This window comes from Sphingobacterium sp. HJSM2_6 (assembly GCF_049316305.1).
Classification (GTDB): Bacteria; Bacteroidota; Bacteroidia; order Sphingobacteriales; family Sphingobacteriaceae; genus Sphingobacterium.
The window spans coordinates 337,102-353,644 of record NZ_JBMOXB010000001.1 but is presented as its reverse complement, the minus strand read 5'-3'; the positions used below and the strand labels follow the sequence as shown (position 1 = coordinate 353,644).

The following is a 16,543-nucleotide window of genomic DNA, read 5'->3' as shown; positions in this document are numbered from 1 at the left end:
GGACGAACTGACCCATCGGATTTCCAGTCATTAAATGGAAATTCAATGGGTCAGTTTAGGGTTTAATTGGAGCTGATCAATTAAATTACATGGGAATTTTATATCTTGTCTTTTATTCTCAAAACGCCATGTAGTATCGCTGAATTGAGCCTTAAGTATAACCTCTAAATAAACCTTATGAAATCTAAGCTTATATCCTTGATCTTTTTGTTCCAATATTTCTTGCTGTCTATGATCTATGCAAAAGATAGTTACCAAGCAGATGTAATAATCTATGGAGGTACATCGGCCGCGATAACTGCAGCTATTCAAATCAAGAAATCGAATAAATCGGTTATTATTGTGTCACCGGATCAGCATTTAGGGGGCTTATCTTCTGGCGGTTTGGGCTATAGTGATACGGGAGATAAGTCCGTTATTGGTGGGCTCGCAAAGGATTTTTACCATCGGATCTACTTGCATTATCAAAATCAACAGGCTTGGGTTTGGCAGGAAAAATCTGCTTATGGAAATAAGGGGCAAGGTACTCCAGCCATGGATGGTGCGGCTAGAACTATGTGGATTTTTGAACCTCATGTAGCCGAACAAGTTTTTGAAGATTACGTAAAGGATTATGAGCTGAAAATTTATAGAAATGAATGGCTCGATAGGGAAGATGGGCTTGTGAAAAAGAATAAACAAATCGTTTCCATCCGTACATTGAGTGGTAAGGTATTTAAGGGTAAGCAATTTATTGATGCAACGTATGAGGGGGATCTGATGGCTGCGGCAGGGGTGCAATACCATGTTGGCCGGGAGGCGAATAGCCAATATGGCGAACAATGGAACGGCGTACAGGTAGGTGTTCTACACCATGATCATTATTTTAAAAAAGATATTAGCCCGTATGTAATCCCTAATGATCCTTCAAGTGGCTTGTTGTTTGGAGTATCAAAAGATGATCCAGGTCAATATGGTGCAGCAGACCATAGACTTCAAGCTTATTGTTTTCGTTTGTGTTTAAGCAATCATCCGGAGAATCGTTTGCCTTTTCCTAAACCAGCAAACTACCAAGCGTCAAACTATGAATTGCTAGCTCGAGTATTTGCCTCTGGATGGCGAGAAACGTTTTACAAATTTGATCCGATACCCAATAGGAAAACGGATACCAATAATAATGGGCCTTTCAGTACCGACTTTATCGGAATGAATTACGATTATCCTGAAGCGAGCTATGAACGCCGAAAGGAAATTATTAAAGAGCATGAAGATTACCAAAAAGGATGGTTGTATTTTTTGGCCAATGATCCTAAAGTGCCAGCGGAAGTGCAAAAAGAAATTAATACTTGGGGATTGGCAAAAGATGAGTTTAAAGATAATGGCCATTGGCCGCATCAATTATACATTCGGGAAGCGCGAAGAATGGTGGGTACTTATGTGATGACGGAGCATGATACGTTTGGAGAACGTAAAATTGCAGATCCTGTTGGTATGGGCTCTTATGCTTTAGATTCGCATAATACGCAACGCTATATCAAAGCTGATGGATTTGTTCAAAATGAAGGGGATATAGGGGTGAAGCCTAAAAATGGACCTTATCAAATCAGCTATCGCTCCTTAATCCCTAAAAAAGAAGATTGTACCAACTTACTGGTGCCCGTGTGCTTGTCAAGTTCGCATATTGCTTTTGGAAGTATTCGGATGGAGCCTGTCTTTATGATATTAGGCCAAAGTGCTGCGGCAGCTGCAATTATTGCTATCGATAAGAAACTGCCTGTACAGGAGGTTTCTTATGGTGACTTGGAAAAAGTGTTAGTAGCAGAACAGCAAGTCTTGGCAAAAAAGAATCCTTAAGCTTTTTAAATGTTGTTAATCCAACTGCCATGAAGGAGATTACGGCTTTAGCTACGAGATCTGTTGTCTATAAGAGAAATGAATTCTTGAAATTGGAAGGATCTATAGATACCCATATTTACCACATTATTTCAGGTAGTTTGCGGGTGTATATTCGTCATGAAGATCAAGAGCAAATTCTTCGTTTGGGTTATGCTGGTAATTTGATTGTTTCTCTTGATTCTTTTTTTAAGGAGGAGCCATCTTCTCTAATTATTCAGGCGATCAAAAAAACGGAAGTGCAAATTATTCCAAAGTCCAGAGTAAGCGCATTCATCCGTGAAGAAGAAAATAAATTGTTCTGGATCCAATTAATGGAAGGCCTAATTATTCAACAGTACGAACGAGAAATTGATCTGTTAACTTCTTCACCAAAACAAAGATACGCTAAAGTGTTGAGAAGAAGTCCTCAGTTATTTCAAGAAGTTCCACATAAGCATATTGCAAATTACTTAAGAATGAGTCCTGAAACTTTATCTAGATTAAAAAAGTCTTGATTTAAATCAAGTTTTTCTTCAATAAAACAAGGCAATTTTGGGTTTTAATTCGATATAAAGCATATCGTTAGAATACTGTTTAAAATTGATCTTGTAATACGTACCAATGGAAACTTCACTATTCAGCACTAGATTAATCCAAGAAGTTCAGGCCTTAATTCATCAGGCAAATCAGTTCCAAGAATTGGATATTGATACCTTGCAATGGCGAGCAACAATACAGAGTTGGTCGGTGTTGGAATGCTTTGCGCATTTGAATTTATATGGCGATTACTACCTTCCGGTTATTAGGAAGAGAATGGAAGCCTCGCGCAGCCAACCTGAGCCCTTGTATACGAGTGGATTTTTGGGGGCTTATTTTGCAAAGAGTATGCTTCCGAAAGAAAAGTTAAATAAAATGAAAACCTTTAAGGATAAGAATCCTATTCATACGGTTGTTGATGAACAAGTAATCCAGCAATTTATCGTGCAACAAGAGGAATTAATAGCGCTTATTCAAGGTTCTCAGGAGCTCAGTCTTTCTAAAATAAAAATTCCAACGTCCATCAGCAATTTGATTCAGCTCAGGTTAGGTGATACCTTTCAATTTTTAATTAATCATATGATTAGGCATTTTAAACAGATGGAAACTGTGTTAAACCAACATGCAGCCTCTATCGTTTCGGCAGAATAACCATTGTTTATCAAGTACAAAGCCTTTAATTTGTTGAAAATTAAAGGCTTTGTACTTGATGAGCTTGAATAAGGAATGCTATTTTAAACTTGCTAAACTTTCTTCAAGAATGTTAATTTTTGTTTCTGCATCAGCTTTTTTGTTCAATTCGTTTTGAACAACTTCAGGTTTTGCATTTTGTACAAAACGTTCATTCGAAAGTTTCTTATCTACTGCAAGTAAAAATCCTTTCAAGTAGGCTATCTCTTTGCTGATGCGTTCTATTTCTGCATCTACATCAATATTATTTTCTAAAGCAACATAACACTCATCTTTTCCTGCCAAGAAGCTTAACGCTCCAGATACTTTATCCTCCACAAAGGATAATTGTTCAATATTGGCTAATTTAATGATGCTATCTTGGTATTTGCGGTAGTTCATGTCGCGCGCATTGATCGCTAATGGAAGGGCAACTTTTGGAGAAATACCTTTTGCATTACGTATACTACGAACTTCTGAAATGATTTGCTGTACATTAGCAAATTCTTTAATCAGTTGCTCATTGTAACCTTCCACTTGTGGGAATGCGGCTATGATAATACAATCTTGTTCTTCACGTGCTCCAAACAATTCATCATGCCATAATTCTTCGGTTAGGAAAGGCATAAATGGATGTGCTAGGGTCAGCACTTTTTGGAAAAGACGCGTTACCGTTTCCAATGTTTCGGATTCTATAGGAGATTGGTAGGTTGGTTTTACTAATTCCAAGTACCAAGCACAGAAGTCGTCCCATATCAGTTTGTAGGTAGCCATTAAGGCATCCGACAGACGGTAATTGGAAAAATGTTCTTCTATTTCCGTAAGCGCTTGATTAAAGCGGCTTTCAAACCATTCTGCGGCAGTTTTTTGTGCGTCGGTAGCTTCTGCTTCTACGGACTCCCAGCCTTTTACTAGACGGAAGGCATTCCATATTTTATTGGCGAAATTACGTCCTTGCTCACAATACGAAACATCAAACATGAGGTCATTCCCTGCAGGTGATGATAAGAGCATTCCAACACGCACACCATCTGTACCGTATTGTTCCATAAGTTCAATAGGGTCGGGTGAATTGCCTAAGGATTTAGACATCTTTCTACCTAATTTATCACGTACAATACCTGTTAAATAAACATTGCGGAAAGGTGGTTTTTGAGTGTAATCATGGCCCATAATGATCATGCGAGCCACCCAAAAGAATAGAATCTCAGGGGCTGTTACTAAATCATTGGTAGGGTAGTAGTAGTTGAATTCTTCATTGTCAGGATTTCTTACTCCATCAAAAACCGATAATGGCCATAAGCCTGAAGAAAACCAGGTATCTAGGACATCATCTTCTTGACGAATACCTAGTTTAGATTTGCCTTGTTCTTCAAATAAAAGGATGGCTTCTTCTTCTGTTTTAGCGACAACCCATTCGTTTTTGTCATTATACCATGCCGGGATACGTTGTCCCCACCATAATTGACGAGAAATACACCAATCCTTTACATTTTCCATCCAATGTTTATAGGAAGCGAAAAACTTCTCTGGAATAAGCTTGATGGTGCCATCTTCCACATATTGTAGAGCGGGTTTGGATAGGTCTTCCATCTTTACAAACCATTGCATGGAAAGCTTAGGTTCGATTGCAGCATCTGTACGTTCAGAAAATCCTACTTGTGATTTATAATCTTCAATCTTTTCTATTTGTCCTGCTTCCTCCAATAGTATAGCAATCTTTTTGCGTGCCGCAAAGCGATCTTCACCAATTAAAATACTAGCTTTTTCATTTAGAGTACCATCATCATTGAGGATGTCAATGACTTCTAAATTGTGTTTTTGACCTAATTCATAATCGTTCAAATCGTGTGCAGGTGTTACTTTTAAACATCCTGTACCGAATTCCATTTCCACATATTCATCCAGTATGATCGGGATTTCTCTATTAATTAATGGAATGGAAACGGTTTTACCTTGCAAGTGTTTATAACGCTCATCCAATGGATTGATACAGATTGCGCTATCTGCCATGATGGTTTCAGGGCGGGTAGTTGCAATTACCAAGTATTCATTGCTATCCTTAATTTGGTAGCGTATATAGTAAAGCTTTTGATTTACTTCTCGACGTATTACTTCTTCATCCGAAAGTGCAGTTTTTCCTTGAGGATCCCAGTTAACCATACGGATTCCACGATAGATATACCCTTCTTTATAAAACTTTATAAACGTATCAATTACAGCTTCTGAAAGGTCAGGATCCATAGTGAATTTGGTTCTTTCCCAATCGCAGGAAGCGCCTAATTTCTCTAATTGTTTTAAGATAATACCACCGTATTTTTCTTTCCATTCCCAAGCGTAGGATAAAAACTCATCCCGATTGATGGATTTCTTATCAATCCCTTTTTCTTTCAGCATAGCGACCACCTTTGCCTCAGTAGCTATAGACGCATGGTCAGTTCCCGGAACCCAGCAAGCATTCTTACCTTGCATTCTTGCCCTGCGAATCAATACATCTTGAATAGTGTTATTCAGCATATGGCCCATATGTAGCACTCCAGTCACATTCGGAGGAGGCATGACAATCGTATAAGGTTCTCGATTATCTGGAGTTGAACGGAAAAATCCGTTTTCTTTCCAATAGGAATACCATTTATCTTCTGCTTCTTTAGGACTGTACGTTTTTGCTATACTCATTGTAATTTCAATATCTAAAAGGAGTACAAAAATACGGATTTAACCGCTTAATTCCCATTGATGTTCGATCAATTTGTTGGGTATTATTAATTGAAAGAAAATTTATCATTAATTAACTGTTACCTGAAATGAAATAAATGTAAATTTGGCGCTTTAACATAGAGCTCATAATGCGTGCACATTTTTCAGATTTGAAAACCTTCCTCCGATATTTTGGATTTTGGCTATTGATGTCATTTGTAGACCGTTTCATTTTTATCTTGAGCTTTTATGATAAAATTAATTGGTCGACTCCCACTGATTTATTGCGGATTTATTTTCATGGTTTATCTCTAGACTTATCGTTAGCGGCATATAGCTGTGCACTTCCATTTCTAGGTTATTGTATTGCGGCGGTATTTCCAAAGATTAAATTCATGCGGAAAGCATTGGATATATACACACTGTTGCTTATTGTTATTTTTTCCTTAACCACCTTTGTAAATATTAATATTTATAGGGAATGGGGCGATAAAATTTCTAAAAGAGCCATTGATGCGGTGTTTGAAGATGCTGGAGGAGCAGTTGCCTCTGCAGAGTCTACGCCAGTACTTATTCCCATATTGGGGATAGTATGCCTGATCATTGGAGGTTATTGGTTGTATAGAAAACTAATGCCTATAGAAAAATATTATCCCAAGAAAAGCGCATGGACTATAGCCATTCAGTTTTGCTTGATCGGCTTATTGATATTTACATTTATCCGTGGCGGTTATGGGAAAGCTCCTTTAAATCCGAGTAGAAGCTATTTCTCATCCACCGCCTTCTACAATCATGCCGCAGTGAATACCCAATATGCGCTGATGAGGGAATACTTTACGAGAAACCAACGTCAACGTTCGCCTTATAAATATTGGAACGACGCTGCAAAGGCGAATGAATTGTTGAAACCAGCTTTTGCGGTAAATCCCGACTCCAGTAGACATATTTTAAAAGTTGCAAAACCCAATGTGGTGTTGGTGCTGTTGGAAAGTTTTGTGGCAGATTTGGTCGAATCTTTAGGCGGAGAACCAGGAATAACCCCCCACTTAGAAGAAATTATCAAAGGTGGAGTATCCTTCAACCAGATCTATGCTGCTTCAGATCGATCGGACAAAGGACTAGTTGCCGTGTTTGGAGGATTCCCTGCCCAAGGTCCAGAGAGTATCATTAAATATATTGACAAGCATGAGAATATGCCTGCAATAGGTCAAGAATTTCAAGCTGCCGGTTATAAAACTTCATTTTTTCATGGAGGGCAAAGTGAATTTTACAATATGAAATCTTACATGTTGAGCCATGGTATTGAACAGATCGTGGACAATATAAATTTTTCTCCATTAGATCCCCGAACATCTTGGGGAGTGTATGATCATGTTGTTTTTCAAAAAATGTTGGAAACCTTAAATGAGGAACAAGAGCCTTTTTTCAGTAGTATATTTACCTTGGTTAATCATGAACCTTTTACCTTAAACGCTGCGTATAAATTTGGAAATAACAGCAATGTAAATAAGTTTAAAAGTACAGCCTATTACACCGATGAAAGTATCTTTAATTTTCTAGAAGAAGCTAAAAAGGAGCCTTGGTATAAGAACACCTTATTCGTTTTTATTGCAGACCATGGGCATCGCTTACCGGCAGAAAAATACGATATTAATCATCCCAAACGCTTCCATATTCCAATGGTATTTTATGGCGATGTAATTAAAGAAGAATACAGAGGCCTCAAGGTAAATGTAATTGGCAATCAAACGGATTTACCTAACACTTTATTAACGCAATTGAATCTACCGACCAATCGCTATACTTGGTCTAGAGATTTATTAAATACAACCTTGCCTTCCATTGCATTCTATAATTCCAAAGATGCATTTGCTGTGGTTCATCCTGATCAGGTGTTATCATATGATCGGGTAGGCAATGTCATTAATTATATAAGTAATCCCAAAAACCCTAAAAATCAGACGGATAGTTTGTTGAATATGGCTAAAGCCTATTACGAGCAGGTTTATGAGGATTTTATGAAATTTTAGTACAGAAGAATATGTTGAAATTAAGAGGATGGTTTGCGCCATATTTGGCATTAGCCCTCCGTTTTATAACCTTATTAATTATTTATACCATCATGCGTGTTGGGTTTTATTATTTTAATAAAGCTCAATTCCCTCAAGTGGATATTTCCGGTTTAATAACCATGATGGCTGGAGGAATCCGTTTTGATATCGTGGCACTTTTTTATATCAATTTATTGTATATATTAATGGTCTCGCTACCATTTCCATTTAAATACCAGGATTTGTATCAAAAGATTGCAAAGTGGGTGTTTATTGTTTGCAATACCATAGGTATTGCTGTGAACCTGATTGATTTTCCCTATTACCCTTTTACATTAAAAAGAACCACCGGTACTGTTTTTGAACAATTTGCCAATGAAGAGAATATAACTTCGTTGTTTTTTGATTTCTTATTGGATTATTGGTATTTCCTGCTGGTATTTATTTTGCTAATCTGGTTCTTATTTAAAGCGTATGATTGGATTCAAATAGTTCGGCCTTCTTCAATAAACTGGAAATTTTATGCAGCGCAAACCTTATCCTTAGTTTTAGTAGCCTACCTGTTTATAGGTGGTGTCCGAGGAGGTTGGGCGCATAGCACAAGACCAATTACACTGAGCAATGCAGGAGATTATGTAAAAACTCCCGAAGAAATGAACATAGTCTTAAATACCCCTTTCTCCATATTAAAAACTTTGAAAGCGGTAAAGTTAAAAGAAGAAAAGTTTTTTTCTGACGAAGAGTTAAATGCAATTTATCCTGTCATACAGCATCCAAAGGATAGCGGAGAATTTAAAAAACTTAATGTAGTGTTTCTAATATTGGAGAGTTTTGGAAAAGAACACATCGGATTTTTTAATCAACAACTAGATGGAGGGAATTATAAAGGCTACACGCCATTTTTGGATTCCCTATTAAAAGAGTCTTATACGTTCAATCGTTCTTATGCCAATGGACGCAAATCTATCGATGCATTACCTTCAGTTATTACAGGGATTCCTTCTATTGGAGAGCCATTTGTATTATCCATATACTCCGGAAATAAAACAACTAGCCTTGCCAAATTATTAGGAGATGAAGGCTATGAAACGGCATTTTTTCATGGAGCTCCTAACGGAAGTATGGGCTTTTCTGCGTACATGCAATTAGCAGGAGTGAAGCATTATTACGGAAAAAATGAATATAACAACGATGAGGATTTTGACGGTATTTGGGGGATTTGGGATGAGCCCTTTATGCAATTTATGGCGAAGGAACTCAATGGATTAAAGGAACCTTTTTTTAGCAGTTTCTTCTCCTTATCATCGCATCATCCATTTAAAGTTCCCGAAAAATACCAGGACAAATTTCCTAAAGGGACATTAGCACTTCATGAGCCGCTTGGCTATGCTGATTATGCGTTGAAAAAATTCTTCGAAACCGCGTCTAAAAGTTCATGGTATTCCAATACGCTATTTGTTATTTGTGCTGACCATGCTTCTATGAGTCATTTCCCGGAATATAACACGATAGCTAATTCCTTTGCTATACCTATCGTTTTTTATTATCCTGGGGGTAATTTAAAAGGATTATCCAATAAACTCGTGCAGCAGATAGATATTATGCCTACCGTCTTAAACTACCTGAATTACGATAAACCCTATTTTTCTTTTGGATTTGATGCTTTTAATAATTCTACGGATAATTTCGTCGTGAGCAATATTGGCAATAGCTATAATTTTTTTATGGAAGATTATTTTCTGACTTACAGCGATAAGGAGGTAAAATCTGTATACAATTTAAAAGAAGATCCATTCATGAAAAAAGATCTTTTGGGAAAAGATCAAATCATTCAGGATAAAATGCTAAAACAATTACAAGCTTTTATGCAACAATACAATAATCGAATGATTCATAATAAATTAGTTGCCGATTAATTGAGGAGTTTTTTACCAAAAGAATACCGAATAATAAAGGACTGTTGATTATCAATAAATCCAGGTGAAAAATGAAAGGTTGCCATCAAACGACCTTCCAATCGTTTTGTTTTCAAAGGCACCCAACCAAGGTCTAATCGATTGTACCGATTGCGGTGATAAAAGGAGTCTCCTATAGGCAGATTCATAGCTTTACCAATATACAAGTTGTTGTCTATAAAGAAATTTCTATACCCCAAATGTAGGTTTGCAATAAAACCGGGAGATTTCCTCATCTCGTAAACGGAACGGAAACGATCAAATCCTATCGATGCTCCAGCATCCAAACTCACCGAATCTAGCCATCCTAATCTACTTAAATCTACCCCTAGTTTACCTAATAAGACGGCATTATCTTGAATGTGTTCATCGATACTATCGTTGCTAGTTAAAGCATTATGATACAACATTCCTTCATGCGCAAGATACATCCTTCCAAATCTAAACTTACCCTTTATGCCAGCAACAAATTGTTCTCGATTTTTATTCCCTTGTTTACTTAACCAATCGATAAAAACTGTTTGTTCAAATCGATCATTTTTATAGTTGAAGTACATCCCTTCGATGTTTGGCCGATCATACTGCAAGGTGTCAGCTAATACCATTCTAGAAATATCATTCAAACGCCCTTGCCTAGGCATAAAGCCCAGCGCAAATTGTATGTTTTTCGCTGAATAAGCATAATAGGCTATGGGCCTTACCCGGCTTTTATTTTCACGATTAATTCCAAATTCTTGATTAAAATGTATACCCCCCAATAATTTATGATTTTCTTCCAATTGAAAACCAAACTGCGGAGAAATGGTCGTGCCGAAAAATGTTTTAGGAATAGTATAAGGTGCAGAAAATTCCCGATTATCGACATAGCCTAAAAAATCAACCGTAAGATCAATTTTCTGCGAATAGGCACCTTGAGTAGAAAAGATAAATGTACAAATTAAGAGGATGGGATAAAAAATCTTCTTGTCGAATATCATAGATAAAGGTAAATTTTCTAATACCTTCAAATGTAGTTAAAATAAAGTTGAAATCTAGTCAATTATCAAGGCATTTATACGGTATCCGCAGGGTCTAATTTGGAGTTACATGATAAAAAATAAGGTCGAATGTTTTGCATTCGACCTTATTTTTTATCATGTATGGAAGTTTAAACTTCTAATAATAATCTTGCAGGATCTTCTAATAGTTGTTTCACACGAACTAAGAAGCTAACTGATTCACGGCCATCAATAATACGGTGATCATACGATAAGGCAATATACATCATCGGACGGATAACCACTTGGCCATTCTCCGCAATTGGACGTTGAATGATATTATGCATCCCTAAAATTGCAGATTGAGGTGCATTGATGATCGGTGTAGACATCATCGATCCAAATACCCCACCATTAGTGATGGTAAAAGTACCACCGGTCATTTCATCGATGGTTAACTTATTATCACGAGCCTTAGCAGCCAATTCAGCAATTGCTTTTTCAATTTGTTGAAGAGACATTGCATCTGCATTTCTGATAATTGGTACAACTAATCCTTTTGGTGCAGAAACTGCAATAGAAATATCTGCAAAATCAGAATATACGATTTCATTTTCATCAATACGCGCATTAACTGCAGGCCATTCTTTCAAGGCTGTAGTCACTGCTTTTGTAAAGAAAGACATAAAACCTAAACCAATGCCATGCTTCTCTTTAAACGTATCTTTATATTTTCCTCTTAAGTCCATGATCGGTTGCATGTTTACTTCATTGAATGTAGTTAACATGGCCGTTTCATTTTTTACAGCAACTAAGCGTTTAGCAATAGTTTTACGTAAAGAGCTCATTTTTTCACGACGCTCATTGCGAGCACCTGTTACTGCAGGAGCTGTTGTAGCTGCTGCAGGAGTACTGCTTGCCGCTGGCTTAGATTCAGGTTTAGCAGCACTTACTTGTGCCTTCTCCGCATCTTCTTTAGTTATTCTGCCTTCTTTCCCAGTACCTTTTATCGTCGAAGGATCAATTCCTTTTTCTCTTAAAATTTTTGCTGCTGCTGGTGAAGCTGTACCTGCTGCATAAGTTTCTGGTTTCTCATCTGCTTCTACAGCTGGGCTAGACGTAGATTCTTGTGCAGGAGCTGCTTCTTTTTCCGCTGCAGGAGCTGCTGCGGATGCACTGCCTCCTTCTTCAATTGTACAAACAACTGCGCCAATCTCTAACGTATCACCTTCTTGAGCAATGATGCGTAGAATTCCAGCTTTCTCTGCTGGCAATTCAAAAGTTGCTTTGTCAGATTCCAGCTCGGCGATATTTTCGTCCATTTCAACGTAATCACCATCTTGTTTTAGCCATTGGGCCAAGGTTACCTCCGTAATAGATTCTCCAACCGAAGGGACTTTGATTTCTAAGCTCATATAGTTTTTATTTTAAACCAGGTCGTCATATGCCTTAAATATACAACGACTGGTTAAATATTTTGTTTATTCAAATGATTTATTTATTATTTGCTCTTGTTGTGCTACGTGTTTTTTCATGTATCCTGTAGCAGGGCTACCACTTGCTGAACGAGCAATATAATCGGTAAATTCAATAGCAGTTTTACGTAGAGTACGGCAATAGAATGGCCAAGCACCCATGTTTTCATTCTCTTCTTGAACCCAGATAAATTCGGTAGCTTTTTTATATTTCGCATGAATTGCTTCCAATTGTTCTACTGGAGCAGGGTATAATTGTTCGATGCGAATCACCGCTACATCGCTACGCTTATCCGCTTGTTGTTTCTCTAATAAATCATAATAGATTTTACCAGAACAGAATAATACGCGTTTCACACTCGCTGCTTTTGCATAAGTATCATCAATTACCTCTTGGAAATCAATTTTGGTGAAATCAGCAATTTTTGAAACTACCTTAGGGTGGCGAAGTAAACTTTTAGGTGTAAATACCACCAATGGCTTACGGAATGAGCGCACCAATTGACGACGCAATAAATGGAAGTAATTGGCTGGAGTAGTACAATTTGCAATGATCATATTGTCACTTGCACATAACTCTAAGAAACGTTCAATACGACCAGAAGAGTGTTCTGGACCTTGACCTTCCATGCCATGTGGCAACATCATCACTAAACCATTAGAACGTTTCCATTTCGTTTCTGCACTGGATAAATACTGATCCACAATGATTTGAGCACCATTGTAAAAATCTCCAAATTGAGCTTCCCATACCGTTAAAGATTGAGGATTAGCTAATGCATAGCCATATTCAAAACCCAATACCCCATATTCTGATAATAGGGAGTTGTAAATGTTGAAGCGATCACCTCCATTTACATTTGCTAAAGGAATATATTTCTCTTCTGAATCTTCTAACGTTAATACAGCATGACGATGAGAGAAAGTACCACGTTGCACATCTTGACCAGATATACGTACGCGTTTACCTTCATTTAGTAAGGTAGCATAAGCCATCAACTCACCCATAGCCCAATCGTAACTATCGTTTTTGACCATCGATGAACGATCTTCAAATAACTTCGATATTTTACGGAAAAACTTCTTATCTGTTGGTAAACTAGTGATTTCAGTCGCTAATTGTAAAAATTCTTTCTCTGTTACTCTTGTTTTAGTATGCGCTGCAATTTCAATTTTCTTAGCTGCATGCAGTCCTTTCCAAGCACCACCGAACATCGGTATTTCTTCTTCTAGGTTTTCTACTTTTTTTGCAGCTTCTAATTGCACTTGTAGATGATCTTTAAATTCTTTCTCAATGTCCTTAACATAAGTGGAATCGACAGATTTTTCATCTACTAATTTCTTAGCATATACATCTTTTGGATTTGGATGTTTTTCGATGGTTTTGTACAATAATGGCTGTGTGAATTTTGGTTCATCCGCCTCATTGTGACCGTAACGACGATAACATAACAAATCGATAAAGACATCAGTTTTATATTTTTGGCGGTATTCTACAGCCAAGTTGATGGCATAAACTACGGCTTCTGCATCATCTCCATTGACATGGAAAACGGGAGAAGAGGTAATTTTAGCAACATCTGTACAGTAGGTACCAGACCGCGCATCTTTATAATTTGTCGTAAATCCTACTTGATTATTAATGACAATATGAATAGTACCACCTGTGCGGTAACCTTCCAGTTTTGACATTTGGGTAACCTCATAAACCACGCCTTGTCCTGCAATTGCAGCATCCCCATGAATCAAGATTGGAGCTATTCTTGAAGCATCTCCATCATATTTCATGTCGATTTTAGAACGTGTAATACCTTCTACGATCGGGGCTACAGTCTCTAAATGCGAAGGATTCGGTGCTAGCGATAAATGAATGTGTTTCCCATCTTCTGTAGTAATGTCGGAAGAATAACCCAAATGGTATTTCACATCTCCACCAAATTGTAATTCAGGATCTTCGTCCACATACATTTTCCCTTCAAATTCTGAAAAGATTGTTTTGTATGGTTTGCCCATGATGTTTGCTAATACATTCAAACGACCACGGTGAGCCATACCAATCATAAATTCCTGAATTCCTAGACTTGCACCTTTTTCGATCACAGAATCTAAGGCAGGAATTAAACTTTCAGCACCCTCTAAAGAGAAACGCTTTTGGCCTAAGAATTTCGTTCCTAAGAACGTTTCAAAGACTACAGCTCTATTTAATTTTTTGAAAATCTTTTTCTTTTGTTCAACACTGTATTTAGGTTGATTTCTACTCGCCTCCATATGGTCTTGCAACCATTTGATTTTTTCAGGATTACGAATGTATTTGAACTCCGCCCCAATGGATTGGCAATAGGTATCTTCAATTAATTGACGGATATCCCTCAATTTTGCAGGACCCAATCCAATTTCAATACCCGCATTAAATACGGTGTCCATATCAGCTTCGGATAAGCCAAAGGTTTCTAATTCCTTGCCTGGATAGTATTTTCGGCGTTCACGAACTGGATTTGTATGGGTAAACAAATGGCCTCGGTCACGATAACCATGAATCATATTCAATACGTTAATCTCTTTTAACGCATGGTCAGAAACATGTTCTGCATCGATGTTTCCGCCTTCTGATCCTTGTCCAAATTCAAATCCTTCAAAAAACTTTTGCCATCCAAAATCTACTGCGTTTGGATCCGCTTTGTATGCTTGATATAATCCGTCGATATAATTCGAATCTGCATTACTCAAATATGTCAATTTGTCCATGTGGATACGTAAGATAAAATTTTGCCAAATTTAGCAATTATTAAATTAGTTTATGGCATTTTATGTATATAAAAATCAACTAAAATTGCCACTTTTTATGCTATTACATGCTAAAAAATAAATAATAGTCTACTTTTAATAACATGCTATCCTTGTTATTGTTTATTTCGTTTGTTGTTTATTTTATTTCCTTAAAATCAACCTTTTTGTTCAGCCAATTTCTTTGCATAATCTTGCCAGCTAAACGTATTATTCTCTTTGACGCTTGTGCCCACCCCAGCCATATGCGACCAGAACCCATAAGTTGTGGATGGAGCGAAATCTAAGAGATTTTCCTCAAAAAAGGAAGCGCCTTCCAACCAATTAGAAGAAATTTCTTGTACAAAATAAGTCGCTAATAACCTCCGCTCAGCATAGGTTAGTGTACCCTGCTGTTTTAAGTGAATTATCAACTCATCTATTTGTACTTCGCCGGTATTACCCGCTTTCCAAAGGGGTAATATTTCTTCGTTGTTTACTTCAGGTTGCTCTTTTTGGTTCCCTACACCATTTACCTTAAAAAACACATTGGGATACTTTTTCAACATAAATCGAAAATAATCCCTCCACAATAAGGAACTGAGCAAGCGATCAAAACGTTTTTTATTTTGCGCTAAATTCGATTCATACATTCGGTGGAATATGTAGATAGGGGAGAGTGCTCCGCTAGCTATATAGGGAGAAATTAAGGAGTAATTCTTAAATTCAGGGTAATTTGGATCTAAAAGTGTTTCTAATTTTTCAATACCGAAAGCCTCTCCTCCAGCTAAATCATCATTTTGATGCGAACGAACCAAATCGTCCTCAAAACCTAATTCCTGTAATGTTGGGATGGAAGTAGACTCCAAATGCTGTGGGCTGGAAATCTGAGATGGACTAGGGAATGGTTTTCTGACTGAACTTTCACGTTCAATCTTTTTTCGAAAAATATTAAACTTATCTGGAATATCCTTAATTGGAAAAGGTAAATCTTCTTTATGGTATAAAGTATGACCTATAAAATGCTTTAAATTGATTTTAAGCTCCCATAATGCTGCCTCTACGCGTTCTGAAATTTGGGTTTCTCGCGTGGCAACCTCTCGGTGATGATAAACTTCATCTACCTCGTATTTCGCACAAAGCTTGGTAAGTATTTCTTCCGGTAAACCTGTGAAAGTCATTAAATCACTTCCTAGAGCTTGCAGTTTCTGCTTCAAGTGTGCTACTGTTTCCATGATGAAAGCAGCCCTTGAAATCCCGGTGTTATAATTGTCAAACTTGTTTTTGGAATAATAACGTGGGTCAAAACAATAAACTGGAATAACCAAATCAGCCTTTTGTGTTGCTTCCAATAATACTTCATTGTCGTGTAACCTTAAGTCATTTCGAAACCAAACAAGAACTACTTTTTTACCCATATTGTTATTTCCCCAAATTTGCTGCTAAGGCATTGGAAACAAATATACTTTTTTGAAGGGTTAAAATTTACAGAAAACTTAATTTTTACATGCATGAGACAATGTTTATGCGCAAAAGAATATGTTTATTTGTAAAATTTGTAAATA

General features: G+C 37.2%; 10 protein-coding genes. 5 read left to right on the top strand and 5 right to left on the bottom strand.

Annotated elements, in window-relative coordinates; genetic code table 11:
* Positions 1-177 precede the first annotated feature (177 nt).
* The 3 genes from ACFRAE_RS01485 (at position 178) to ACFRAE_RS01475 (ending at position 3,042) form a co-directional block, all read left to right on the top strand.
* A complete protein-coding gene (locus ACFRAE_RS01485; protein WP_422795339.1) occupies positions 178-1,833 on the top strand; it encodes an FAD-dependent oxidoreductase in 1,656 nt (551 codons plus the stop codon).
* A 29-nt stretch (positions 1,834-1,862) separates the two neighbouring features.
* The gene (locus ACFRAE_RS01480; protein WP_422795338.1) at positions 1,863-2,369 is read left to right on the top strand and encodes a Crp/Fnr family transcriptional regulator; all 507 of its coding nucleotides are present in this window, start codon (positions 1,863-1,865) and stop codon (positions 2,367-2,369) included.
* Between the two features lie 106 nt (positions 2,370-2,475).
* On the top strand, positions 2,476-3,042 hold the full coding sequence (locus ACFRAE_RS01475) for a DinB family protein (RefSeq protein WP_422795337.1): 567 nt from the start codon (positions 2,476-2,478) through the stop codon (positions 3,040-3,042).
* A 78-nt stretch (positions 3,043-3,120) separates the two neighbouring features.
* Here ACFRAE_RS01475 and ACFRAE_RS01470 read toward each other — a convergent pair whose 3' ends face one another.
* Positions 3,121-5,736 carry a valine--tRNA ligase gene (locus ACFRAE_RS01470; protein ID WP_422795336.1) on the bottom strand — a complete coding sequence of 872 codons (2,616 nt, stop codon included), beginning with the start codon at positions 5,734-5,736 and terminating at the stop codon, positions 3,121-3,123.
* Positions 5,737-5,906: 170 nt separating this feature from the next.
* On the opposite strand from ACFRAE_RS01470, the gene ACFRAE_RS01465 reads away from it, so the two are divergent.
* Together ACFRAE_RS01465 and ACFRAE_RS01460 are read left to right on the top strand one after the other, a co-directional pair.
* Positions 5,907-7,787: an LTA synthase family protein gene (locus ACFRAE_RS01465; RefSeq protein WP_422795335.1), complete on the top strand. Its 1,881-nt coding sequence runs from the start codon at positions 5,907-5,909 to the stop codon at positions 7,785-7,787.
* A gap of 11 nt (positions 7,788-7,798) precedes the next feature.
* Positions 7,799-9,724 carry an LTA synthase family protein gene (locus ACFRAE_RS01460; RefSeq protein WP_422795334.1) on the top strand — a complete coding sequence of 642 codons (1,926 nt, stop codon included), beginning with the start codon at positions 7,799-7,801 and terminating at the stop codon, positions 9,722-9,724.
* Here the strand turns inward: ACFRAE_RS01460 and ACFRAE_RS01455 are convergent.
* The 4 genes from ACFRAE_RS01455 to ACFRAE_RS01440 all read right to left on the bottom strand — a co-directional run bounded on the left by ACFRAE_RS01455 (position 9,721) and on the right by ACFRAE_RS01440 (position 16,396).
* Positions 9,721-10,740, bottom strand: a complete 1,020-nt coding sequence (locus tag ACFRAE_RS01455; RefSeq protein ID WP_422795333.1) for a hypothetical protein — start codon at positions 10,738-10,740, stop codon at positions 9,721-9,723. The two genes, ACFRAE_RS01460 and ACFRAE_RS01455, sit on opposite strands and share 4 nt — an antisense overlap.
* Before the next feature lie 170 nt (positions 10,741-10,910).
* A complete protein-coding gene (gene odhB, locus ACFRAE_RS01450; RefSeq protein ID WP_422795332.1) occupies positions 10,911-12,155 on the bottom strand; it encodes a 2-oxoglutarate dehydrogenase complex dihydrolipoyllysine-residue succinyltransferase in 1,245 nt (414 codons plus the stop codon).
* A 66-nt stretch (positions 12,156-12,221) separates the two neighbouring features.
* The gene (locus ACFRAE_RS01445; protein ID WP_422795331.1) at positions 12,222-14,960 is read right to left on the bottom strand and encodes a 2-oxoglutarate dehydrogenase E1 component; all 2,739 of its coding nucleotides are present in this window, start codon (positions 14,958-14,960) and stop codon (positions 12,222-12,224) included.
* 197 nt (positions 14,961-15,157) lie between these two features.
* Positions 15,158-16,396, bottom strand: a complete 1,239-nt coding sequence (locus ACFRAE_RS01440; RefSeq protein ID WP_422795330.1) for a deoxyribodipyrimidine photo-lyase — start codon at positions 16,394-16,396, stop codon at positions 15,158-15,160.
* Positions 16,397-16,543: the final 147 nt, after the last annotated feature.